The 23,209-nt window shown below is 62.3% G+C and carries 17 protein-coding genes and 2 tRNA genes; 9 read left to right on the forward strand and 10 right to left on the reverse strand.

Features of this window, described 5'->3' with window-relative positions:
- Positions 1-11: 11 nt before the first annotated feature.
- The 5 genes from B9A19_RS11575 to B9A19_RS11595 form a co-directional block, all read right to left on the reverse strand.
- Entirely contained in the window at positions 12-737 is a 726-nt protein-coding gene (locus tag B9A19_RS11575; RefSeq protein WP_084090962.1) for a Rossmann-fold NAD(P)-binding domain-containing protein, read from the reverse strand.
- A gap of 228 nt (positions 738-965) precedes the next feature.
- Complete coding sequence (gene hrpA / locus B9A19_RS11580) at positions 966-4,853, reverse strand: ATP-dependent RNA helicase HrpA (RefSeq protein ID WP_084090963.1); 3,888 nt, start codon at positions 4,851-4,853, stop codon at positions 966-968.
- A 35-nt stretch (positions 4,854-4,888) separates the two neighbouring features.
- Positions 4,889-6,157, reverse strand: coding sequence for a PAS domain-containing protein (locus tag B9A19_RS11585; protein ID WP_176216896.1), 1,269 nt, complete (start codon positions 6,155-6,157; stop codon positions 4,889-4,891).
- Positions 6,158-6,303: 146 nt separating this feature from the next.
- Positions 6,304-6,380 (reverse strand) — tRNA-Asp (locus B9A19_RS11590).
- A gap of 36 nt (positions 6,381-6,416) precedes the next feature.
- A tRNA-Val gene (locus B9A19_RS11595) sits at positions 6,417-6,492 on the reverse strand.
- Between the two features lie 193 nt (positions 6,493-6,685).
- Here B9A19_RS11595 and B9A19_RS11600 point away from each other — a divergent pair.
- The 7 genes from B9A19_RS11600 to B9A19_RS11630 all read left to right on the forward strand — a co-directional run bounded on the left by B9A19_RS11600 (position 6,686) and on the right by B9A19_RS11630 (position 14,104).
- Complete coding sequence (locus tag B9A19_RS11600; RefSeq protein ID WP_084090965.1) at positions 6,686-7,477, forward strand: type II secretion system protein N; 792 nt, start codon at positions 6,686-6,688, stop codon at positions 7,475-7,477.
- Between the two features lie 8 nt (positions 7,478-7,485).
- Positions 7,486-9,591, forward strand: coding sequence for a type II secretion system secretin GspD (gene gspD / locus B9A19_RS11605; protein ID WP_084090966.1), 2,106 nt, complete (start codon positions 7,486-7,488; stop codon positions 9,589-9,591).
- The gene (gspE, locus tag B9A19_RS11610) at positions 9,588-11,057 is read left to right on the forward strand and encodes a type II secretion system ATPase GspE (protein ID WP_084090967.1); all 1,470 of its coding nucleotides are present in this window, start codon (positions 9,588-9,590) and stop codon (positions 11,055-11,057) included. Before gspD ends, gspE begins: the two co-directional genes overlap by 4 nt.
- Before the next feature lie 95 nt (positions 11,058-11,152).
- Positions 11,153-11,473 carry a PilZ domain-containing protein gene (locus B9A19_RS11615; protein ID WP_139798793.1) on the forward strand — a complete coding sequence of 107 codons (321 nt, stop codon included), beginning with the start codon at positions 11,153-11,155 and terminating at the stop codon, positions 11,471-11,473.
- Positions 11,470-12,048 (forward strand): SRPBCC family protein, encoded by a 579-nt coding sequence (locus tag B9A19_RS11620; RefSeq protein ID WP_084090969.1) that lies wholly within the window; start codon positions 11,470-11,472, stop codon positions 12,046-12,048. The genes B9A19_RS11615 and B9A19_RS11620 overlap by 4 nt, the downstream gene beginning before the upstream one ends.
- A 45-nt stretch (positions 12,049-12,093) precedes the next feature.
- Complete coding sequence (locus tag B9A19_RS11625) at positions 12,094-13,002, forward strand: polysaccharide deacetylase family protein (RefSeq protein ID WP_084090970.1); 909 nt, start codon at positions 12,094-12,096, stop codon at positions 13,000-13,002.
- A gap of 151 nt (positions 13,003-13,153) precedes the next feature.
- Positions 13,154-14,104 carry an ABC transporter substrate-binding protein gene (locus B9A19_RS11630; protein ID WP_084090971.1) on the forward strand — a complete coding sequence of 317 codons (951 nt, stop codon included), beginning with the start codon at positions 13,154-13,156 and terminating at the stop codon, positions 14,102-14,104.
- Positions 14,105-14,251: 147 nt separating this feature from the next.
- On the opposite strand, the gene B9A19_RS11635 is transcribed toward B9A19_RS11630, so the two are convergent.
- The 5 genes from B9A19_RS11635 to B9A19_RS11655 all read right to left on the reverse strand — a co-directional run bounded on the left by B9A19_RS11635 (position 14,252) and on the right by B9A19_RS11655 (position 19,995).
- Complete coding sequence (locus tag B9A19_RS11635) at positions 14,252-15,184, reverse strand: exopolyphosphatase (RefSeq protein ID WP_084090972.1); 933 nt, start codon at positions 15,182-15,184, stop codon at positions 14,252-14,254.
- Positions 15,185-15,203: 19 nt separating this feature from the next.
- A complete protein-coding gene (locus tag B9A19_RS11640) occupies positions 15,204-16,148 on the reverse strand; it encodes an SPFH domain-containing protein (RefSeq protein WP_084090973.1) in 945 nt (314 codons plus the stop codon).
- Positions 16,149-16,160: 12 nt separating this feature from the next.
- Positions 16,161-16,580, reverse strand: coding sequence for an NfeD family protein (locus tag B9A19_RS11645; RefSeq protein WP_176216897.1), 420 nt, complete (start codon positions 16,578-16,580; stop codon positions 16,161-16,163).
- Positions 16,581-16,753: 173 nt separating this feature from the next.
- On the reverse strand, positions 16,754-17,950 hold the full coding sequence (locus B9A19_RS11650; protein ID WP_084090975.1) for an MFS transporter: 1,197 nt from the start codon (positions 17,948-17,950) through the stop codon (positions 16,754-16,756).
- Between the two features lie 95 nt (positions 17,951-18,045).
- A complete protein-coding gene (locus B9A19_RS11655; protein WP_176216898.1) occupies positions 18,046-19,995 on the reverse strand; it encodes a TonB-dependent receptor domain-containing protein in 1,950 nt (649 codons plus the stop codon).
- Between the two features lie 341 nt (positions 19,996-20,336).
- Here B9A19_RS11655 and B9A19_RS11660 point away from each other — a divergent pair, with 341 nt between their 5' ends.
- Positions 20,337-21,563 carry an isochorismate synthase gene (locus B9A19_RS11660; RefSeq protein WP_084090977.1) on the forward strand — a complete coding sequence of 409 codons (1,227 nt, stop codon included), beginning with the start codon at positions 20,337-20,339 and terminating at the stop codon, positions 21,561-21,563.
- Positions 21,560-23,185: a (2,3-dihydroxybenzoyl)adenylate synthase gene (locus tag B9A19_RS11665; RefSeq protein ID WP_084090978.1), complete on the forward strand. Its 1,626-nt coding sequence runs from the start codon at positions 21,560-21,562 to the stop codon at positions 23,183-23,185. Before B9A19_RS11660 ends, B9A19_RS11665 begins: the two co-directional genes overlap by 4 nt.
- The last annotated feature ends 24 nt before the right edge of the window (positions 23,186-23,209 follow it).

The following is a 23,209-nucleotide window of genomic DNA, read 5'->3' on the forward strand; positions in this document are numbered from 1 at the left end:
GTTAACAGGCCCTAGGCCAACCCCAGAGCTGCCCGCAGCCCGCGTATGTCCACACTCGCATGCCCCGGTTGTGCCTGCTGCATCAGCAGCGTGGTGGCTTGGGCTACGCGCTCGCTGGTCAGTGGCGATACCGATTTGGGCAGCATGTAGGCAAACTGGCTTAGATAAGCGGCCTTGAAGCGGTTGAGCCAGCCCTTGGGTGCAGGCCCGCTGTGGTAAACGCTGGGGTAGATGTGGCTGACATGCTCGAAGGGCAGCAGGGCCAACTGGCGGCCGAGTTCGCTGCCGGCCAGCGGCAGGTGGGTCAGCATCTGCACACTGGCAGCAATGGGCTGCACCAGGCAGAAGCGCTTGCTGCCGGCGCGCGCGGCAGCCTGTGCCAGTGGCAGGATGTCGTGCTCGGCAACGGCATGCAGGCCGGCATCGCGCTGGTTGGACAGGCCGCGCGGGCCGACGTGGCAATACACATCGTCCACCTGCGGCAGCACGGCGGCGGCCAGCTCGGCGTGATCCAGCGGTTCGGCGCGCAGCAATACGTCGTCGCAGCGCGCGGTGCTGCTTACCATGGGTTTGCTGGTCAGCACCCACACCTGGCGGTATTCCACCAGCAAGCGGTTGAGCAGTGCTTCACCCAGCCGGTTCACTGCACCGGCAATCAGCGCGGTGCGGCGCTGGTCGCCGGTGGTGGGTGCTTCGTACAGCGCGCCGCGCAGGTCGATGTGGGGTGCGTTGCTCATCTCGGATCAGACCTTATGGGGCTATGGGGCACTGAATATTTGTTTGTCCACGCCACCATTCGTGCCACTGACGAGCGCAGCGAGGCTCCCAAACGGCGGCGAGGGCGGGGGCGTGGCATCGAATGGAGCGCATCGCTCGTTCAATCGGCAAAACTGGCGAGAACCCGGCTTGGCCAGGTCCTTGATGCCGCTTATCCGCAAAGGCCGCTAGCGATATGCATGAAGACGCTAGCGGCGGGTGATTTCTTCCCAGATCTTGTTCAGGCGCTTGAGCGATACCGGATAGGGCGTGCGCAGCTCCTGTGCGAACAGGCTGATGCGCAGTTCCTCCAACATCCAGCGGAAGGGCAGCAGTGGGGCGGTATCGCGGCCTTCGCGCTGCCATTTCTCCAGTTCCTGCTGCCAGCGTTGCCATAGCTCGGCCAGCTCGGCCGCACGCTGGATGTCGCGTGCCGGGTTCTGCACGCGCTTGTCCAGCCGCACGCGGATGGCTTTGATATAGAGCGGCAGGCGCGGCATCTGCTCCCACGTTGTGGCGGCCAGAAAGCCGTTATAGACCAGTTGCCCCAATTGCTGTTTCAACTCACCATGGATTTGCCCCGGCTTGTTCAACAGCGCAGCCAGCGGTGCGTATTCGACCACCACATCGGTGAGCGTACGGATCACTGCATCGCGCACACTGGGCAGGCGCACCTTGGCACGGGCTTTTTGCGAGTCGAAGTCCTTCTTGCTGCGCGGGGCTTCGTCGTCGCCAAGGAAGGCGCGGTTGCAGATGGCAGTCACGATGTCGGCCATCAGCATGTCCGGGTTGCCCAGCGCACGGAGTGCAATCGCCAGTTGCTGAAAGTTGGGGACCGACTTTTCCAGCTGTTTCACATGTTCTTTCAGCTCAATGCGCAGCAGTTGCACCACGCCTTCGCGGTGCGCAGTGTCGGCAGCATGGCGGGTATCGAACAGTGCGATGCCGCAGCTGGCTTCCTCGGCCACCAGGGCGGGGTAGCCGGTGAGCTTGCGGCCCTGGCGCTTGATGGTGAGGCTGGCAGGCAGATCGCCGAAGTCCCACTTGGTCAGGCCGGTTTTCTCGATACCGCCGTCGTCGGCTTCATCGCGGAAGGTCAGTTGCGCCGCATCACCCAACTGGGCGCGGATGGCGATCAGGTCGCGGCCGGAGGCCAGCTCCTGCCTGCCGTCATCGACGATGCGGAAGTTCATCAACAGATGCTGCGGCAGGTCGCTGGCGTCGAAATCATCGGCGCTGACCGGTTGGCCTGCGCCGCGTGTAACCGCCTGCGCCAGCTGCGGCAGCAGCGGCGCTTCGCGATCGGCGCTGTCCAGGTCGGTGAGCATGCGGGTGGCGAACTCGGGCACCGGTACGCACAGGCGGCGAATGGCCTTGGGCAGCGACTTCACCAGCAAGGTGATCTTCTCGCGCAGCATGCCCGGCACCACCCAATCAAACACCGCGTGGTTGACGCGATTGAGCTGGTGCAGCGGCAGGGTGAGGGTGACGCCATCCAGCGGATGGCCCGGCTCGAAGCGATACGCCAGCGGCAGCTTGGCCTCGGCCAGGCGGAAGAACAGCGGAAACTGGTCTTCGGTGATGCTGCTGGCCGAGTGGCTCATCAGGAATTCGCGTGTCAGGTAGAGCACTTTCGGCTCGGCCTGCTCGGCTTTCTTGCGCCATTGTTCAAAGCTGGCGCCGCCCACCACGTCGGCCGGCACGATAGCGTCGAAAAAGCGGAACAGCGCCTCTTCGTCCACCAGCACGTCCTGGCGGCGCGCCTTGTGCTCCAGCTCTTCGATCTCCAGCAACAGTTCCATGTTGTGATCGAAGAACTTGGCATTGCTCTTGTAGTTGAACTGCACCAGCGCCTGACGGATGAAAATCTCGCGCGCTTCGGCCGGGTTGATGCGCCCGTAGCTGACGCGGCGGCGGTTGACGATGGGCAAGCCGTACAGCGTGACGCGCTCGCTGGCGACGACCTCGCCACGGTCTTTCTCCCAGTGCGGTTCAAAGTATTGCTTGCTGGTGAGGTGGGCGGCGATGCGCTCCACCCAGTCCGGCTCGATGGCGGCAACGGTGCGGCCGAACACCTTGGTGGTTTCCACCAGACTGCCGGCCACGATCCACTTGGGGCGCGCTTTTTTCAGGCACGAGCCGGGGAAGATATTGAACTTGAGCCCGCGTGCGCCGAGGTATTCGTCGTTCTCGGGCTGCTTCATGCCCAGGCTGCCCAACAGGCCGGTCATCAGCGCCTTGTGGATTTGCTCGTAGGTACCCGGCGTCTGGTTCAACCGCCATTCCAGGTCTTCCACCGTATCGGCCAGCTGGCGATACAGATCGCGCCATTCACGCATGCGCAGATAGGACAGGAAGTTGTCGTGACACAGATTGAGCAACTGCTTGTTCGACGTTTTCTCGTTCTGTGCACGCTCGAAGAAAGTCCACAGGTGCAGGTAGGACAGGAAGTCGGATTTTTCGTCGGTGAACTTGGCTTGGGCCCGGTCTGCCGCCTCGCGCGCCTCAAACGGGCGGTCGCGCGGGTCTTGCACCGACAGGCCCGAGGCGATGATGAGGATTTCTGCCAGGCACAGGTTGTCATGCCCGGCCAGCAGCATGCGGCCGATACGCGGATCGACCGGCAGCCGTGCCAGCTGCTTGCCCACCGGGGTCAGCTGATTGTCGTCGTCCACCGCGCCCAGCTCGTGCAGTTGCGCATAGCCGTCGGCAATCAGCTTGCCCGACGGCGCCTCAAGGAAGGGAAATTGATCGACCGCGCCGAGCTTGAGCGCCGCCATGCGCAGGATGACGGCCGCCAGGCTGGTGCGGATGATTTCCGGGTCGGTAAAACCGGCGCGCAGATTGAAGTCATCCTCGGAATACAAGCGCACGCAGATGCCGCTCGATACCCGGCCGCAACGGCCGGAACGCTGGCGGGCGCTGGCCTGCGAGATCGGCTCGACCTGCAGTTGTTCGACCTTGGCGCGCGGCGAATAGCGTTTGATGCGCGCCAGCCCCGTATCGACCACGTAGCGGATGCCCGGCACGGTAAGTGAGGTTTCGGCCACGTTAGTCGCCAGCACCACGCGCCTGCCGTTGCCGGGGCGGAAGATGCGTTGTTGATCTTCGTTGGACAGCCGCGCAAACAGCGGAATGACCTCGGCATCGCGCAGCTTGGCGCGGCGGAATTCTTCGGCGGTTTCGCGGATTTCGCGCTCGCCGGGCAGGAATACCAGCACGTCGCCGCTGCCGTCGTGGCGCCACAGGTATTCCACCTCGCGTACGATGGCTTCTTCCATCTCGATTTCGGCGTCGTCCTCGTCGCGGCTTTGCAGCGGGGCATAGCGTACTTCCACCGGATAGGTGCGGCCGGAGACTTCCAGTACCGGGGCATCGTTGAAGTGCCTGGAGAAGCGGTCGGCATCGATGGTGGCCGACGTGACGATGACTTTCAGGTCGGGCCGGTGCGGCAGCAGCTGCTTGAGAAAGCCCAGCAGGAAGTCGATGTTCAGACTGCGCTCGTGCGCTTCGTCGACGATGATGGTGTCGTAGTTGGCCAGATAACGATCCGACATCGTTTCGGCCAGTAGGATGCCATCGGTCATCAGCTTGATGTAGCTGTCGCCGGTCGATTGGTCGGTAAAGCGCACCTTGTAGCCGACGATGCTGCCCAGCTCGGATTGCAGTTCTTGCGCGATGCGGCTGGCAACCGAGCGCGCGGCCAGGCGGCGTGGCTGGGTGTGGCCGATCAGACCGTTGACGCCACGACCCAATTCCAGACAAATCTTGGGAATCTGCGTGGTTTTGCCCGAGCCGGTTTCACCACAGATGATCACCACCTGGTTGTCGCGGATGGCCGCAGCGATCTCGTCCCGCTTCTGGTTGACTGGCAGGTTGTCGTCGAATTCGGGCTTGGGCAGGCGTTCGCGGCGCCGGGTGGTTTTCTCGGCAGCGGTGATCAGCTCGCGCTCCAGTTCGGCCGCCATACGCTCTGACGGCTTGCCATCGGCCAGCCGGCCGGCGAGGGTGCGCAGCTTTCTTTCCAGCGCCCAACGGTCGCGGGCGGAGACGAATTCGAGGCGGTTGCTAAGTTCGGACAGACTGGCGTGGGACATCGGCGGGCGCGTGGACTAAATCGGCGCCGATTTTATCACGCGTTGATGCGGACCTTGGGGGTAAAGTCCTTGAAAATCAGCAGCTGGGCGCTGCGTTCGCCCTGCGAAATGGAGTGAATCTGGCACGGCCAGCGTTTGCCGCTGTGGTTGCTGATGAATTCGTGGTGCGTGCCGGCCAGCAATGCATCGGCATCGGCGGTAAAGGCGCCAAGTGGCCGGCCCAGCATGGCCGACGGCGGCGTATTCAGTTGCTCGCATACGTGCAGGTTGGCAAATTCCACAATGCCGTCGCGCACCAGCATGAAGGCGACCGGCAGCGCATCGGCCACATCGCCGGCCAGCGGGTCGGTAACGGCCAGTGCGGCTTCGGCCGCCTTGACGTGGCTGATGTCGATGGCGATGGACAAGATATAGATATCCCCCTCGCGTACCAGCGGCTGCTTGGTGATGTCGAACCAGTGCGTGCGGCCGTTGGGCAAGGTCCAGTGATCGACAATGCGGATGGTGGCGCCGTCTTCCAGTACCTCTTTGTCACCCTCGGTAAACGGCTGCTCGCCATCGTCGATACCCATGTGCGACTGCATCAGCAGCTCGTGGCCCAGGGTGGCCTGCGTGGCACGGTTCACCAGCAGGAAGCGGCCATGCTTGTCGCGCACATAGATCAGATTGGGGCTGGAGTCGATGATCTGGTGCACGAATAGCTGCTGATTGAACAGCGCTTCTTCGGTGTCCTTCAGATCGGTGATATCACGGATCAACGCCACGCAGTTCTTGTTCGAGCGCGGTTGCAGGCGGGCTTCGAAGGCGCGGCTTTTGCCGTCATCGCCGGTGAGCTGGTATTCAAACTGCTGCGGCTGCTGCGAGCTTTGTACGGCAATCAAGCCTTCGAGATACTGTCGTGCAATGCGCGCCGGCAGCAGGGTGGTGAGCTTGGCTTCGTTTTCCTGCGTGCTGGGGTGGTGCGACAGGCTGCTTTTATTCAGTGGTGTCACTACGCGTTTGCCGTGGTCGATCAGCCAGATCAGGTCGGGCAGGCAGGCGTAGATGTCGTGGGTTTTTTCCAGCGCGAATTCAGTAGGGACGGTGAGCGTGGAGGTCGCCGGTTCGACCGCTTGTGCCGGCTGGCGCAAATAGAGTGCGTAAACCAGGCAGGCCAGCAGCCCGAGTTCGACCAGGCCCAGTACGAAGCTGTAGCGCGGGTGACTCAAAGTTGCGATCAACACCAGCAGCAGCATGCCCACAGCCAGCGGCACGTGGCGGACGAAGTTGGGCGTAGCGGCAGCTTGGCGTGCGTGCGTGGTCATGCCGTAAGGGTTTTGATATACACGGGGTACAGTGTAACGATAGTCCGGCGGCTTGGCATCTACCAGCGCGAACATTATAAAAACGTAATTTTACTTGGGGGTTTGCCCGCGAAGGGTGGGGCAGCGTGACGCATCTTGGTAGATGCTGGCGGAGCGGACGGGACTCGAACCCGCGACCCCCGGCGTGACAGGCCGGTATTCTAACCAACTGAACTACCGCTCCGCAGCGGTTCTCTGACGTACTCAGCAACAGGGTTGCTGGTGGGTGGTGACGGGATCGAACCGCCGACATTCTGCGTGTAAGGCAGACGCTCTACCAACTGAGCTAACCACCCCCTCGTCGAGAGAGGGCGAATTAAACCATGGGCCTTTAGGGTCGTCAATACCTTTTTGCGAAGTTTTGTTGTTTCTGGTTTGCGATAGTGCAGTGTCACATGTTTTGTATACACTGCACCTCTTGTCTGACGTTGGCCTGAAAGCTTGCTCGTGAAACCGTTTCTGTCCGTGAATCCCGTCCGTATTCAGGCCATGTTGAAGGTGCTTGAAGCCCTGCTGGTCATTGTGCTCGCCTGGGTTGTGGCAGGCTTGTTGTGGCAACTGGCCGGTACATCGAAGGCGGTGCGTCTGGCACCTGCTGCCACGCCGCCGCGCGCCGCAGAAGTAAACTGGACGCGCGCGCTGGACTGGTTTGGTCATGCTGCACCCGTGCAGACGCAGGCCAGCACGTTCAACGCACAACTGGTTGCGGTCTTTGCCGGCAACGATAAAGAAAGCGTGGCGATTTTCTCCGGCCTGCAAGCCAATAACGTGGCGGTCAAAGTGGGCGAGGAGCTGCAACCCGGCGTGAAGCTGGTGCGCGTGGCCAGCGAAGTGGCCGTGATCGAACGCAATGGCAGCCGTGAAGAGATTCCGCTGCTGCGCAATGGCGCACCGGTTGCTGGCCTGGTGGCCAGCGGTGGCATTCCCGTCCCCGCCGCAGCGGTACCCGGTGTCGAGCCGCCGGCCGATGGCCCGGCCAATAACGTGACGCGTGGCCAGATGGCCGCCGCAATGCAAAGCGTGAATATTGCAGACTGGTCCAAGGGCTTGAGCCTGGCCAAGGATGGCGGTCTGCAGATTGACAATGTGGCACAGCAACCGTTTGCCCGCACTTTGCAACTGCAGCAGGGGGACGTGATGAAAAGCGTGAACGGCAAACCGTTGACCCAGCTTTCCGAGATTTCCTTCCTCTATACCGTATTCAGCCAGCAAAGCCAGGTCACGCTTGTCATACAGCGTCACGATAATCCGCTTTCCCTGAAATACCAGATTCAACCTTGAGATCTACCATGAAGCTTTCCTTCAAGCGCTCTGCTGCCGCCCTGTTGCTGGCATGTGCCGGTCTGGCCCATGCGGCGGACGACAAGATGACGCTCAACTTCGTCAATGCCGATATCGAATCGACCGTGCGTGCAGTCGGCCTGATTGCCGGCAAGAATTTCATCATTGATCCGCGCGTGAAGGGCACGATCAATATCGTGTCGTCCCAGCCGGTCGAAAAATCATCGGTCTACGGCATTCTGCTGGCAGCATTGCGCCAGCAAGGCTTTACCGCCGTCGAGAAGGGCAATCTGGTACGCATCCTGCCCGAGGCAGATGCCAAACAGCACTACAGTGCCACGGTGGACAAGGCGGGCAAGGTGTCGGGCGACCGTATCGTGACCCAGGTGTTTCCGCTGCAATATGAATCAGCCAACCAGATGGTGCCCATCCTGCGCCCGCTGATTTCGCCCAACAACGCCATTTCGGCCTATCTGCCCGGTAATGCGCTGGTCATCACCGATTACGCCGACAACATCACCCGGCTGGACCAGATCATCCGCAACATCGATCAACCGCCAAGCAACGATGTATTTCCGATCCGTCTCAAATACGCGTCGGCACTGGATGTGGCGCAAACCCTGAGTCGCCTGATGCCCGAGTTGTCGCTGCAGACCGGCCAGGCATTGGTGCCCAACGCCGATGGCGTGAAGCGCAGCACGCTGGTGCCGGATGTACGCACCAACAGCCTGCTGATCCGTAGCGAGAACCCGGTCAGCGCACAGCAGATTCGCAAGCTGATCGATGTACTCGATCAACCGGGTGCAGCCGGCAATATCCATGTGGTTTATCTGAAGAACGCCGAGGCCACCAAACTGGCTGCCACGCTCAAGGGCATCCTCACCGGCCAGGACAGTGGCAGCAGCAACGGCAGCAGTGGCGGCTTCAGCAGCCCGACCCTGTCGGTCAATGCCAGCAGTACCAGCGGTGGCAGCAGCACGGCATCCAGCACGCCAGTCCAGACCAGTGCCGGAAGTAGCAGTACCAACAGTGCGGCCAGCGTGCAGGTGGGCGGTGCCACGGTGCTGATTCAGGCCGATGCGATGACCAATTCGCTGATCGTGACTGCACCGGACAATGTATATAACAACCTGCGTACCGTGATCGACAAGCTCGACATGCGCCGTGCGCAGGTTTACGTCGAAGCGATGATCGCCGAAGTCAATGTGTCCAAGGTGGGCGAGTTCGGCGTGCAGTGGCTGCTGGGCGGTGGTGGCGACAATGTGTCCGGCGTGGGTTTCAGCTCGCTGGGCACACTCAGCAACAGCCTGACCAACATCATCAGCGCCGTCATCAAGAAAGACCCGACCTCGTTGGGCACGGGCGCCACCTTTGGCGTGGTGAACGGCAATCCGTTCAAGGATGGCGGCAAGACGCCGACCCTGGGCATACTGGCCACCGCATTGCAGAACAACGGCGATGCCAACATCCTGTCCACGCCCAACCTGCTGACGCTGGATAACGAAGAAGCGCAGATCATGGTGGGCAAGAACATTCCCATTGTGACCGGTACGCAGTCTTCCACCGGCAGCAACCCCAATCCGTTTACTACGGTCGAGCGCAAGGACATCGGCATCACGCTGAAGATCAAGCCGCAGGTCTCCGAGGGCGGCAGCATCACGCTGCATGTCTATCAGGAGGTGTCGGATATCGACAGCACGGTGAACACCAGCGGCGCCGGCATTGCCACCAGCAAGCGGGCGATCGACTCCAAGGTGCTGGTCGACAATGGCCAGATCATCGTGCTGGGCGGGCTGATTGAGAACAAGCTGTCCAATACTGCCAACAAGATTCCGGGGCTGGGCGATCTGCCTGGGCTGGGCAGCCTGTTCCGTTACGATTCGCGCAGCTGGCAGAAAACCAATCTGATGGTGTTCCTGCGCCCGGTGGTGCTGCGCGATGGCGAGGCCAGCCGTGTGCTGTCCAACGAGCGCTATCAATACCTGCGCGGTGAACAAGGTGCGTTTGATATTCCGTCGCGCTTCGGCCTGCCCGACCTGCCCAAGCTGCAACTTCCTGCGGATTCGGCGACCAGCCCAAGCGGAAAAGCCGCCGAGCCGGCCAAGCAGCCATGAGCGAACGTCTTGTCCCTTATCACTACGCGCGTGAACACGGCGTAGTCGATGCCGCGCGCGACGAGCGTGCGGTGCAGGTGTGGCTGCGCAAGGGTGGCTCGTTGTCGGCATTGAACGAGCTGCGCCGCATCGCCGCGCGGCCGCTCGATATCGTGCTGCTTGAGGCCGACGATTTCGACCAGCGGCTGGGCACGCTGTACAGCGGCGATGGCGCGCATTCGTCCACCGTGGCGGGCGATCTGGAACAGCATATCGACCTGTCGCGGCTGGCGCAGGACGTGCCCGAAGTCGAAGACTTGCTCGAGGCCGAGGGCGATGCGCCCATCATCCGTCTGATCAATGCGCTGCTGACCGAAGCCCTGCGCGAAGGCGCATCCGACTTGCATGTCGAGCCGTTCGAGACGCGCTCGGTGGTGCGTTTCCGTGTCGATGGCCAGTTGCGCGATGTGCTCGAACCCAAGCGTGCGCTGCATGCCGCGCTGGTGTCGCGCATCAAGGTCATGGCCGGGCTGGATATTGCCGAGAAGCGCTTGCCGCAGGATGGCCGCATCACCTTGCGCATCGCCGGGCGACCAGTGGACGTGCGGGTATCGACGTTGCCGACCGGGCACGGCGAGCGCGTGGTGCTGCGTCTGCTGGACAAATCGGCCGGCCGGCTGAATCTGGAAAAGCTCGGCATGGTTGGCGATACGCTGATCAAGCTGGAAAAACTGCTGCAGCAGCCGCACGGCATCATCCTTGTCACCGGGCCGACCGGCTCGGGCAAGACCACTACCCTGTATGCGGCGCTGTCGCGCATGGATGCCACCAGCAGCAACATCATGACGGTGGAAGACCCGATCGAATACGATCTGGACGGCGTGGGCCAGACGCAGGTGAACCCGCGCATCGACATGAGCTTTGCCCGCGCACTGCGCGCCATTCTGCGCCAGGACCCGGACGTGATCATGATCGGTGAAATCCGCGATCTGGAAACCGCACAGATTGCCGTGCAGGCTTCGCTGACCGGCCATCTGGTGCTGGCTACGCTGCACACCAATGATGCGGCCAGCGCGGTGACACGGCTGACCGATATGGGCGTCGAGCCTTTCCTGTTGTCGTCGTCGCTGCTGGGCGTGCTGGCGCAGCGGCTGGCACGGACCTTGTGCCCGGCCTGCAAGCAGCCGCATGCCATTACGGCTGCCGAGGCAGCCGAAGCCGGCGTACCGGGCGGCGCCACGCTGTATCAGGCGGTGGGTTGTGAGGAATGCGGCCACACCGGCTATCGTGGCCGTACCGGTTTGTATGAGCTGTTTGTGGTGGATGCAGAGCTGCAGGGCATGATCCACGCACAGGCGGCCGAGCAGGAACTCAAGCGCGACGCCGCTGCCAAGGGCATGCTGTCCTTGCGGCAGGATGGCGTGCGCCGGGCTGCTGCAGGTAGTACCAGTCTGGAGGAAGTCTGGCGCGTGACGCGCGACGCTTGACAGTGCGCAGCCCGGGCTAGCGGTTGTCGGCCAGCCTGCAGCAGGGCCGTCCGGTCGCGTATAGTGAATCGCGCAGACGACAGTGGGAGAGGGGAATGCGGTCAGGTTTACGCGCGCAGGATCAGCGCAGTGCGGTGCGCGTTCCCATGCAGTGCGGTGCGCGCATCCGTACGCTGGACCTGGGGATGTCGTATTACGGTGATTGCATCGACCTCAGCGTATCCGGCCTGACGATACGCAGCATGTTCGTGCCGCGTCCCAATGAATTACTCGAAGTCTGTGTGATGCCCCCCAAGCAGGGCGGGAGCATTTCGGCGCCGTTGACGGTAAAGGCACGCGTAGTACGCTGTCACCGGGTGGACAAGAACAAGGGCCTGTTCGAGCTGGGCCTGGAAATCTGCGAGATCGTGCGATGAAACGATGCATACCGGTTGCGCTGGCGCTGTGGAGCAGCGTCGTCATGGTGGCGGCGCAGGCCGACAATCCGCCCGTGCAGGTGGATGCAAAACGCGATGGCGACAAGGTGCTGATCTCGGCCTCGTTCACGGCCGATGTGCCCAAGGAGCTGGTCTGGCAGGTGATGATCGATTTCGACCACATGGCCGAGTTCATGCCGCGGCTGGCGCAAAGCCGCGTGGTGCAGCGCGAGGGTGACCGCCTCACCGTCAATCAGCATGGCAGCGTACATGTCGGCTTCTTCGACATCCCGTTTGATTCGACACGCGAAATCCAGCTCAAGCCCCCGGGTGAACTCGATTCACGCGCCATCGGCGGCAACAACGGGCCGATGCAAAGCGTGGCCACCCTGACGCAGCAAGGCCGCCAGACCGTGATAAGCTACCACGCCGAATGGCAGCCCACGTCCGGCTTCATGGCCAGCTTGGGGGTAGACCTGATCAAGTCGCAACTGGGCGAGCAGTTTGGCGCCATGCGGCAAGAAATGCTGCGTCGTGCAGCACGCAACTCATCACAGACGGCAGCCATACCATAGCTCGCCCTGCCTGTTTTCCCGCATTCAATTTCACCGGCTTCATGCATGCGTCTGCTCGCACTCAAGATTGATATCGATACGTACCGTGGTACCCGTGAAGGCGTACCCAGACTGGTTGAGGCGCTCAAGCGCCATAATGCCAACGCCACCTTTCTGTGGAGCCTGGGGGCCGACCATACCGGCCGCGCCATCAAGCGCGCCTTCCGCCCGGGCTTCATGAAGAAGGTGTCACGCACCTCGGTGCTGGAACACTATGGCCTGAAAACACTGATGTATGGCACCTTGTTGCCGGGCCCGGATATTGGCAAGCGCTGCGCTGCCACCATGCGCGAGGTCGCGGCGCAGGGGTTCGAGAATGGTATCCACACCTGGGATCACGTGCGCTGGCAGGATGGTGTGGCGCAGGCCGATGCACCCTGGACCGAAGCTGAAATGAACGCAGCGGTGGAGCGTTACAAAACCGTGTTTGGTGAACCGCCGCATACGCATGGTGCTGCCGGCTGGCAGATGAACGCACATGCCTATCGCCATGAGCAGCGTCTGGGGCTGACCTATGCGTCCGACGGGCGCGGCACACACCCCTTCTGGCCGGTGATCAATGGCGAGCTGGTGCGCGTGCCGCAGCTGCCTACCACCTTGCCGACACTGGATGAGTTGATCGGCGTTGATGGCCTCGACGTGCATAATGTGGATGCGTACCTGCTCAAGCTGACCGAAAGCGCCTTGCCGACCGGACATGTCTATACCTTGCATGCCGAGCTGGAAGGCATGAAACTGCTGCCGGTGTTCGAGCGACTGCTGGCTGGCTGGACCGAGCAGGGCTACAAACTGGTCAGCACCGGTGAGCTGCTGGATACGCTGGATTTGCAGAATCTGCCGTATCACCACGTCGAGATGGGCGAGGTTCCCGGCCGCAGCGGCACGCTGGCCCTGCAGGGCGCGCTGTTCCCCTGATTTCCGGTCGTATCTGCCCGCCACCGCGCGGGCAGATGCATGCGGTGCCCCCGCTTGTCAGGATATTCTTACGACTTCTCAGTCCTTTCATTGTTGCTTACAACGTAGCGATTAAACTTTGATCATGCGTTAGTGAGCAAGGCGGGAAGTGATGAGGGCAATACGCGCGGCATGCTGGGTGCTGCTGCTTTTCACCGGTATGGCTTGGGCCGACCCCAAGGTCGTGTTCATCCCCAAGGGGGCCACGCACGTTTTCTGGCGTGAAATGGCGCGCGGGGCGCAGGATGCGGCCAGCAAGATGTCGGTCTCGATGGTGTGGCGCGGCCCGTCGCTGGAGAACGACGTCGATGCGCAGCTTGGCATCATGAATTTCTATGTTGGCGCGCATTTCAACGGCATCATCCTGGCGCCTGATTCGGCGACGGGGCTGAGCAAGCCCATCTCGGCAGCGCAAGCGGCCGGCCTTTCCATGGTCATCGTCGATTCACCGCTGGCCGAGCAGAACGGCCTGCCCTACGTCGGGACCAACAACCATCAGGCAGGCATGCTGGCCGCAGCGCAGGCTGCGCAGGACATGCCGACGGCCAAAAAAATCCTGCTGCTGCGTTATGCCGCCGGGCATGGCTCAACCAGCGAGCGCGAGCGCGGTTTTGCCGAGGCCATACGCCGTTTGTTACCGCATGCCGAATTGCTGGATGGCAGCTTTGCCGGGGTTACGGTGCAAACTGCCCAGGACACTGTGGGTGACATGCTCCGGCAGCATCCGGATATCGACCTCATCTTCACGCCCAATGAATCCAGCACCGAAGGGGCGATCCTGGGGCTGCGTGATGCGCGGCTGGCCGGCAAGACCAGGCTGTACGGCTTCGATTTCAACAAGCGCATATTCCAGGCACTGCAGGATGGCACGGCAGCTGGCGTCGTGATCCAGGACCCCTACGCGATGGGGCAGAAGGCCATGCTCCTGATGGCCGACCAGCTGGCCGGCAAGACGGTGCCCGCCCGATTCGAGACCCCGGCCATCATGCTGACCCGGCGCAATCTGGCTGCGCCTGAGGTCAAGGCCAAGATCGAGCCATTTCTGACGCGCTACCAGCGCTGAGTGCCTGTTGTAGACCGTCGTCCTTCCTGTGAGCGACGCACGCCCGGCAAGGCCGGCTTCAAGCGGGTTTTGGAGTAATGCTCCGTGGCTTTGAATGCAAACAAAACGCCGGCGATATCGCCGGCGTTTTGTTTGAGCGGCGCTCGTTCAACCATCTGCCGTAATCTTCAAGACCAGCTCACGCAACACGCGGTCGGCATTCTCGTTGGCGACCTGGCAAGTGCCGGCATTCTCGTGGCCGCCGCCGCCGTATTGCAGCATCAGCTCGCCGATGCTGGTCTGTGACGAGCGGTTGACGATGGATTTGCCGGTGGCAAATACCGTGTTCTGCTTGTGCAGCCCCCACAGCACGTGGATGGAAATATTGCACTGCGGGTAGAGCGCGTAGATCAGGAAGCGGTTGGCGGCGTAAATGGTTTCCTCGTCGCGCAGGTCCAGCACCACCAGATTGTCGTACACGCGTGCGCAGCGGATGAGTTGCTCCTGCGCCAGCGGCTCCTGCTCGCGGTAAAGTTCCACACGCTCTTTCACGTCCGGCAGCGCGAGGATGTCCTCGATGCTGTGGTCACGGCAATACTTGATGAGATCCATCATCAGGTTGTAGTTGGAGATGCGGAAGTTCTTGTAGCGGCCCAGCCCGGTGCGGGCATCCATCAGGTAGTTCAGCAATACCCAGCCCTCGGGGTGCAGGATTTCTTCCTTGCTGAACTCGGCCGAGTCGGCCTGGTCGACCGCTTCCATCATTTCGTCGCTGATCTGCGGAAAGCGTTCCTTGCCGCCATAGTGGTCATAGACCACACGTGCCGCCGACGGCGCCTTGGGGTCGATGATGTGGTTGGTGCGCTCGCCCTCGTTGCGGATGGTTTCCGACAGGTGATGGTCGAACACCAGATGCGCGCCCGGTACAAAGGGCAGGTTGGTGGTGATGTCACGCTCGGTGATCGGAATCTTGCCGTCCTGCATGTCCTTGGGGTGGACGAACAGGATTTCGTCGATCAGCTCCAGCTCGTTGAGCAGCACCGCGCAGACCAGCCCATCGAAGTCACTGCGCGTTACCAGGCGGTATTTCTGTTCTGACATCCCGATTCCCCTCTTTGGTTCAGGCTTTTTGCCCCGATTTCACAATGCTCATTGCTGTGGCGACCAGTCCGGCTGCGTCGCCGACATTGGCGGGCAGCAGGATGGTGTTGTTGGTCTTGGCCAGATTGGCAAAGGCGGCCACATATTGCTCGGCCACCTTGAGGTTGACCGCATCGCTGCCGCCCTGATGCTGGATGGCAGCGGCAACGGCGGCAATGGCCTCCGAGTTGGCGTGCGCCACCAGCCGCAGCGCTTCGGCTTCACCCATTGCGCGATTGATTGCAGCTTGCTTCTGGCCTTCCGACTGGTTGATGGCGGCCTGTTTGTCGCCTTCGGATTTCTGGATGGCCGCTTCGCGCTGGCCGTTGGCCAGGTTGATCTGCTCCTGGCGTACACCTTCGGATTGGGCGATGCGCGCGCGCTTTTCGCGCTCGGCAGTAATCTGCTGCTGCATCGCGTGCAGGATTTCCTTGGGCGGGGTCAGATCCTTGATTTCGTAGCGCAGTACCTTCACGCCCCAGTTCGTGGCGGCTTCGTCCAGCGCCAGCACCACGGCGCGGTTGATGTCGTCGCGCTCCTCGAAGGTCTTGTCCATTTCCAGCTTGCCGATCACCGAGCGCAGGGTGGTTTGCGCCAGCTGGGTAATGGCGAGGATGTAATCGCTGGACCCGTAGGACGCCAGGCGCGGATCGGTGATCTGGAAATAGATGATGCCGTCCACCTGCAGCTGCGTGTTGTCGCGCGTGATGCAGATCTGGCTGGGTACATCGAGCGGGATTTCCTTCAGATTGTGCTTGTAGGCAATGCGGTCGATGAAGGGAATGACGATGCGCAGGCCGGGTTCGAGTACGTCGTGAAAGCGGCCGAGGCGTTCACGCACCCAGGCGTGCTGCTGCGGCACGATCTTGAGGGTTTTGACGGCAAAGACGAGGGCAACAAACAGCAGGGCAAGGGCAAACGGCATGCAGGCTCCGGTTCAGTGAGGTTGTGAATCGAGGATCAGCGTATTGCCGCGCTGGGCCACGATGAAATAGCTGTCGGCACGCGGGGTGTTGGCGGCGGCCAGCTCGCCGGTCCACAGGGTGCCGCGATAGCGCACGCGGGCGTGGCGCTCGTCCAGCCAGCTGTCGACGTCGACCCGCTGGCCGACATCCAGTTGATTGGCAGTGTTGCTTGCTGGCTGGATGCGACGTTTCCAGCTGCGTGCCAGCCAGACGGCCAGCAAGGTGCCCACACTGGCCACCAGCAACTGCACCGTGGTATCCAGTCCAATCCAGGAGCACAGTGCGCCCAGCAGCAAGCCGGCGGCGATGGCCAGTAGATAGAAGGTGCCGCTGAACATTTCAGCGACGATCAGCGCGGTGGCTGCGATCAGCCAGAGGGTGGTGTTGTTCATTGCAACGTGATGGTAGGCAGTATTAGGGTTATAGCTGATGCTGGCCCGCTTTGCTGACACAAGCTCGCCTTGCGTTTGACACTGTTGCAAGGGTTGGTTCGCACAGGTGGATGCTGGCATGGTTGCCACTGAACTCACGCCCGCCCTTGGCCAACAACACGCTCGGTGATGCCCTAGGGCGCCGACGTTGATTCCGCAGTCTGTGGTGAAGTACGGCGATTCAGTGCCATCAGCCCGAACAAGCACAGCGACATACCGATGGCGAGCAATGCCACGGGCCTGAAATCCGGTGGCAACCCCTCACGCTGTATCAGCAGCAGGCTGCTTGTATATGAAGCTGCGGCGATGGCCAGGTCCTGCACAATGCTTTGCAGCGCCATGAAGCCGGCCCGTTCCTGCGGGGATGGGGCAGCGCTGCAGATGGTGCTCAAGGTGATGTTGCGGCCTGCGTTGCCGGCCATGAAGGCGGCAAACAGCCCGATGACCGCGCCACCGGCGATTCCGACCATGGGCAGCAAGCCGGCGCAGAGTGCAAGGGTTGCAATGATTGCCGGCAACCGCGGGCCGGTACGGTCGGCCAGGCGCCCGAGCAATTGCAGCGTCACAAACGCGCAGCATCCGCCGATGAGGTAGAGCATGCCCAGTTGATCACGTGCGATGCCGGCACTGCCCAGCAAAAAGAGTGGAAACAGCGGAATGATCAGGAAGGCGGAGAACTGCGCCAGTGCCTGCAACACGTAGGCATGCCGTACCGCAGGTTTGCGCAGCAAGGTCGACAGCGAAATTGCCGGCCCATGGTTCATGTGGCCGCGCAGCGCTGGCAAGGCTGTTGCCGCCCAGCACCATACCAGGACGGCCGCTGCGCCGACGAGTACAAACGGGGCTTGCCAACCCCACAGCCCTGCCAGTTGCAGCGAGAGGGGCACGCCGAGTATGGCGGCAAGGGAAAAACCGATCATGACCTTGCCTATCGCCGCCCCGCGCGCTTGCACCAGGGTGACGTCGATCACGATGGCCATGGCCACCGCAATGGCTGGCCCTCCAGCCAGGCCGGTCAGCGCGCGTGCCAGCAGCAGCATGGGCAGGTTTGTGCTCAGGCTGCCTGCCAGGGTCGCCAGCGCGAAAATGCCCAGCCCCCACAGCAGTGCCTTGCGGCGGTCAAAGCGATCCAGATAGCGACTGCCTGCCAGGCCTGCCGCGCCGGAGGCCAGTGCATAGGCTGCGGTGAGCCAGCCCAGGTGCTCGCCATCAAAGCCCAGTGCCTTTGCCAGGTCAGGGCCGAGCGGCATCACCATCATGAAGTCGAGGATGTAAACGAATTGCAGCGCTGCAATCAGCGCAATGATCTGGCGGGGATTGGGGAGGGACATGGGCAAGGGGGTAAGGTGGTCTGGCGCTGGCAATGCCGAGCAGGTCGCCAGGGGGTAAAAAACCGGGGCGAGTGGCCCCGGTTGGATGGGCTGGCTTAGAACTTCACTGCCAGGGCCAGGCGTACGTCACGGCCCGGTTCGGCCAGTGCCGACTGGCCGCCCCATGGGGTGCGATAACCGAAGCTGCTCTGGTCGTAATAGAAATGGTCGAACAGGTTCTTCACCGTCAGCGTCAGCTTCAGGCTGTCCTTGCCGGTCGGCAGCCACTGGGCGTAGATGTCGTGCACCGCGTAGCCAGGCTTGCTGCCCGGGTCCTTGGCGCCGGTGGGCCGGTAGTCATAAGCCTCGACATAGCGGCCGGTCCAGCCCAGCTTCACGAACTGCGCCGGGAAGGCGTAGTCAACCTGCGCCACCCAGGTGCGGCCGGTGGATTGGCCCAGCAGCAGTGCGTTGTCATCCGACAGCGGCTGGTCGTTCAGCGTCGGCTTGCTGTACGACATGCCCAGGCTGGCCGACCATTGCTGTGTCTGGTAGCCAAAGCTGCTGCTGTAACCGCTGACCTTGACGGTGCCCAGATTCTGGTGGAAGTCGTCGTAGCCGATGAAATTGGCGATTTTCTGGCGGAATACGGTAGCCGAGGCATGCCAGCCATTCTGTTCCCAGGTCGCGCTCAGCTCGGTATTGCTGGCCTTTTCCGGGGCGATGCTCGGTGCGTTGTCCTGATACTGCAGCAGGAAGGGCTCGGTAATGCCCACGCCGCGCAGTGCACGCGCATGGCTCAGGCGCAGGGTCAGCGATTCGATCGGCGAGTAAGCCACGCTGGCGCTGGGCGAGAAGCCGCTGGAGCTGTAATCCTGCTTGTATTTGTCGGTATAGCTGTAGCGGTCGTAACGGCCACCGGCAGTCAGTGTCCACTGTTCATTGAGCGCCCAGTCATCCTGCAGGAACAGACCAACCACGCTCGATGTTTCGTTGTCCAGCGGCGTATCGGGGATGTTGGCAAAAACGGTGTCGTGGCGGTAGTTCAAGCCATAACTCAGCTTGTGATCGCCCAGGCGCGACACATTGGTCAGGTTCAGGCCCTGGCTGCGCGTGCCGTCGTTTTCCATCGACGGCTTGTCCAGGTTCAGCTTGATCTGGTTCTTGTTGAAGAACGCCGTAGCATGCAGGTTCAGCCACGGGTTGCCCGATACGTAGTCGTAGTTGGCGGTGAAGGAATCACGCTCGGTACGTTGGCGCTCGGTCGGGTTGAACGGCGCCGGACCGAGGTTGGTGCGCTTGTTGCGCAGACCCTCGTCCTGATAGTGCTCGTAGGCCAGTTGCACTTTGTGTGCATCTGCGCCCAGGTCCAGCTTGATGAAGCTGTCGCGCACATCGGACGAGCTGTTTACCACGCGGTCGCCATTGCCATCCTTGTAGTCGCGGCCTTTTTCATAGCTCTGACTGGCTAGGATGGAGGCCACGTCACCCAGCAGGCCGTAGGCGCTGGCATCCAGCTTGTAGCCGTCGTTCACGCTCTGATAGCTGCCCTTGAGCGAGCCACCAGCGCGTTCGCCCGGTTGCAGCAAATCCTTGGCGCTCTTGGTGGTGAAGCGCACCGCACCGGCCAGTGCGCCCGGGCCGGCAGTGGCGGCGCCGGTGCCGGCTTCGATCTCGACGCGCTTGATCAGATCGGGGTCGATCATGACCTGGCCGGTGTGGTGGTAGGCCGATTCAGGCTGTACCGCACCGTCGATGGTGACATTCAGCATGCGCTCGCTCAGGCCGCGCACGTACAGCTTTTGTGCGGTCGGCAGGCCGCCGCCGACGCTGACTTCCGGCGTCTGCTTGAACAGATCCTGCAGGCTGCTGGCCTGTTCCACTTCGATGCGATTGGCCCGTACCACCGTATTGGTATCGCTGCCGCGTTCGGCGGTGACCAGCACCGGATCGAGTGCGGCCGAATCATCGGCCGCATGCGCGGTGGCGGCGCAAAGCAGGGTGGCCAACGACAGTGGCAAGGGCGAAAAGGCCAGGCGGATGGCCTGCCGAAGCGGAGTGGACATGGTTTTCTCTTGGTTGGTAAATGAGCGGGCGTTCTCCTGCCGTATCTGTTTGCTTGCGTTTTGCAAACGCATTCAAAAAGCATGGAGAAACTTGTTTGCTGTGAAAAACCGCACTTTCTCTTTTGTTTTTGAAAAGTATCGGAAAGTTTTTCTTGCCCAACATCATGCCTGTGTAGATAATGAGAGTCAATCTCATTTGCGTTGTTGTTGGTTTTGTATGTAAATCCCTGCCGCAAGCCCGGTTCCCACCGGGTACGGGCCAAGCCAGCATGCGTGCAAGCCAGGCCGACCTCCCTGCCACCGCTGTCTATGCAGCAGTGCGCCACACAGGAAGCCCGACCATGAACGACATCTTTCGCGTGCCCACCGCGGCAGCCAGTGCTGCAGACCTGCTTGGCAGCTATCACGGCGGCGATGCATTTTTCTCTTCCCCGCATCAGACCCTGCTTGCGCAGGGGGTAGCCGCGACATTGCCGGCACTGCCTGTCGAGGCGCTGGCTGACGCCGCCCGCGATTTGCTGGCCGCTCACCGCCGGCCGGGTCAGCCACTACCGTTGCTGATCGGCGCGATTCCATTCCGCAGCGATGCGGTGGCGCAGCTGTGCATTCCGGCCCGTGTTCACTACGGCAGCGGCAGCGCGGCACAGCTGCTTGATCGCATGCAGCCTTGCGTGGCGACGCCGGCTGCCGATGTGGCCGCTGCCACGGCGACAGATATCCGCCACCAACCGGGCAAACAGGGTTATCAGGCCAATGTCAGCCAGGCCTTGGCACTGATGCAGCGGGGTGTGCTGGACAAAGTGGTGCTGTCGCGTTCGTTGCGGGTGGCTGCGCAGATCGACTTGCCCGGGCTGCTGCAGCGTCTGGCGCAGCGCAATGTGCTGGGCTACACCTTTGCCGTGCCGCTGGGTGACACGCAGCGCACCCTGATTGGCGCCAGCCCCGAGCTGCTGCTGGCGCGGCGTGGAAGGCATGTGGTGTCCAATCCACTGGCCGGCTCGATCCCGCGCAGTGCCGATCCGGCAGAGGATCAGCGTCGCGCCCGGGGTCTGCTGCAGTCGGCCAAGGACCTGCACGAGCATGCGGTCGTGATCGACGCGGTTGCCGCTGCGCTACGCCCCTTCTGCAGCCGGTTGGATGTGCCTGCCGGCCCGTCGCTGCTGGCAACGCCAACCATGTGGCACCTTTCCACCGAAATGCGTGGCGAGCTGGCTGACCCGGCAACGACCTCGCTGCAACTTGCTTTGGCGCTGCACCCGACACCGGCGGTATGCGGGCACCCGACTGCTGCCGCGCGCGATTTCATTGCCGAGGTCGAAGGCTTCGACCGGCGCTACTTCACCGGCCTGACCGGCTGGTGCGATGCTGATGGCGACGGCGAATGGGCGGTGACCATACGCTGCGCCGAGGTCGGCGCGCACGACGCCACGCTCTATGCCGGCGCGGGCATCGTGCCGGGCTCGGAACCGGCGCTGGAATGGCGCGAGACCAGTGCCAAGCTCAATACCATGCTGGGTGCGATGCAGCTTGAAGCCGCGCTGGCAGACACCCCAGAGGTGCAGTCGTGAGCACGCTCGACGGCTTTACCCCTTGGCCGGCCGAGTTTGCCGAGCGCTATCGTGCGCTGGGCTACTGGCAGGGCCAGACCATGGGCGACATGTTGCGTGAACGCGCGCAGACCCATGCCAACCGCGAAGCGCTGATCTGCGGTGAGCGCCGCTGGCGCTACGCCGAGCTGGATCGCCGCGCCGATGCGCTGGCGGCAGGTTTCGCGCGCATCGGCCTGGTTGCACAGGACAGGGTGGTGGTGCAGCTACCCAACGTGGCTGAGTTTTTCGCCGTCTGCTTTGCGCTGTTCCGTATCGGCGCGATTCCGGTATTTGCATTGCCGGCACATCGCCGTGCCGAGATCGGGCATTTCGTGACGTTTGCCGAGGCCAAGGCGTATGTGATTGCCGATCAGGCGCTGGGCTTCAACTACCGGGCGCTGGCTAGGCAGGTGAAGGCGGAGGTAGCGCCAGCACTGCAGGTGGTGGTGGTGGGCGAGGCCGAAGAGTTCATCGCACTGGACAGCCTGTATGACACCCCGTGCGCCTTGCCCGGCCCGGCGGCGGGCGATGTTGCCTTCCTGCAGCTTTCGGGCGGCAGCACCGGCCTGCCCAAGCTGATTCCGCGCACGCACGATGACTATCTATACAGCGTGCGCGCCAGCGCCGATATTTGCGGGCTGGGTGTCGATGACGTTTATCTGTGCGCGCTGCCGGTTGCGCACAATTTTCCGTTCAGCTCGCCTGGCACGCTGGGGGTGTTTCATGCAGGTGGCAAGGTTGTACTGGCCATGCAGCCGGGGCCGGAAACTGCGTTTCCGCTGATTGCTGCCGAGCGCGTCACCATCACTGCGCTGGTACCGCCGCTGGCGATGATCTGGCTGGATGCCGCCCAGCGCCGCCGGCAGGACATGGCCAGCTTGCGCATGTTGCAGGTGGGCGGTGCGCGGCTGGCGCCCGAAGTGGCGCAGCGCATTCCGGCCGGGCTGGGCTGCCGCTTGCAGCAGGTATTCGGCATGGCGGAAGGGTTGGTCAACTACACGCGTGATGACGACAGCGACGCGTTGGTGGCCGGCACGCAAGGCCATGCCATCTCGCCGCATGACGAAATCCGCATTCTCGACGATGACGACCAGCCGGTGCCAGCCGGCGAAGTGGGCCACCTGCTCACACGTGGCCCCTACACCATACGCGGCTATTACCGCGCGCCGGAACACAACCTGCGTGCCTTCACTGCCGACGGTTTTTACCGCACCGGCGATCTGGTGCGTCAACTGCCGTCGGGCCATCTGGTGGTGGAAGGGCGTGCCAAGGACCAGATCAACCGGGGTGGCGAGAAAGTTGCCGCAGCCGAGGTCGAAGAACACCTGCTTGCCCACCCGGCAGTACACGATGCTGCGCTGGTGGCCATGCCCGATGCCTATCTGGGCGAAAAGAGCTGCGCCTTCATCATTGCGCAGGGCGCACCGGTCAAACCGGTGGAGCTGAACCGCTTCCTGCGCCAGCGCGGCATTGCCGATTACAAGATTCCCGACCGCATCGTGTTTGTTGATCGCTTCCCCAAAACGGGCGTGGGCAAGGTCGACAAGCGCGCATTGCGCGAACACATCCAGGCCCAGCTGTCGCTTGCCGCGCAGGGCTGATATTCCAAGCATACCGAGACATAC

The organism is Andreprevotia lacus DSM 23236 (assembly GCF_900176275.1).
Lineage (GTDB): Bacteria > Pseudomonadota > Gammaproteobacteria > Burkholderiales > Chitinibacteraceae > Andreprevotia > Andreprevotia lacus.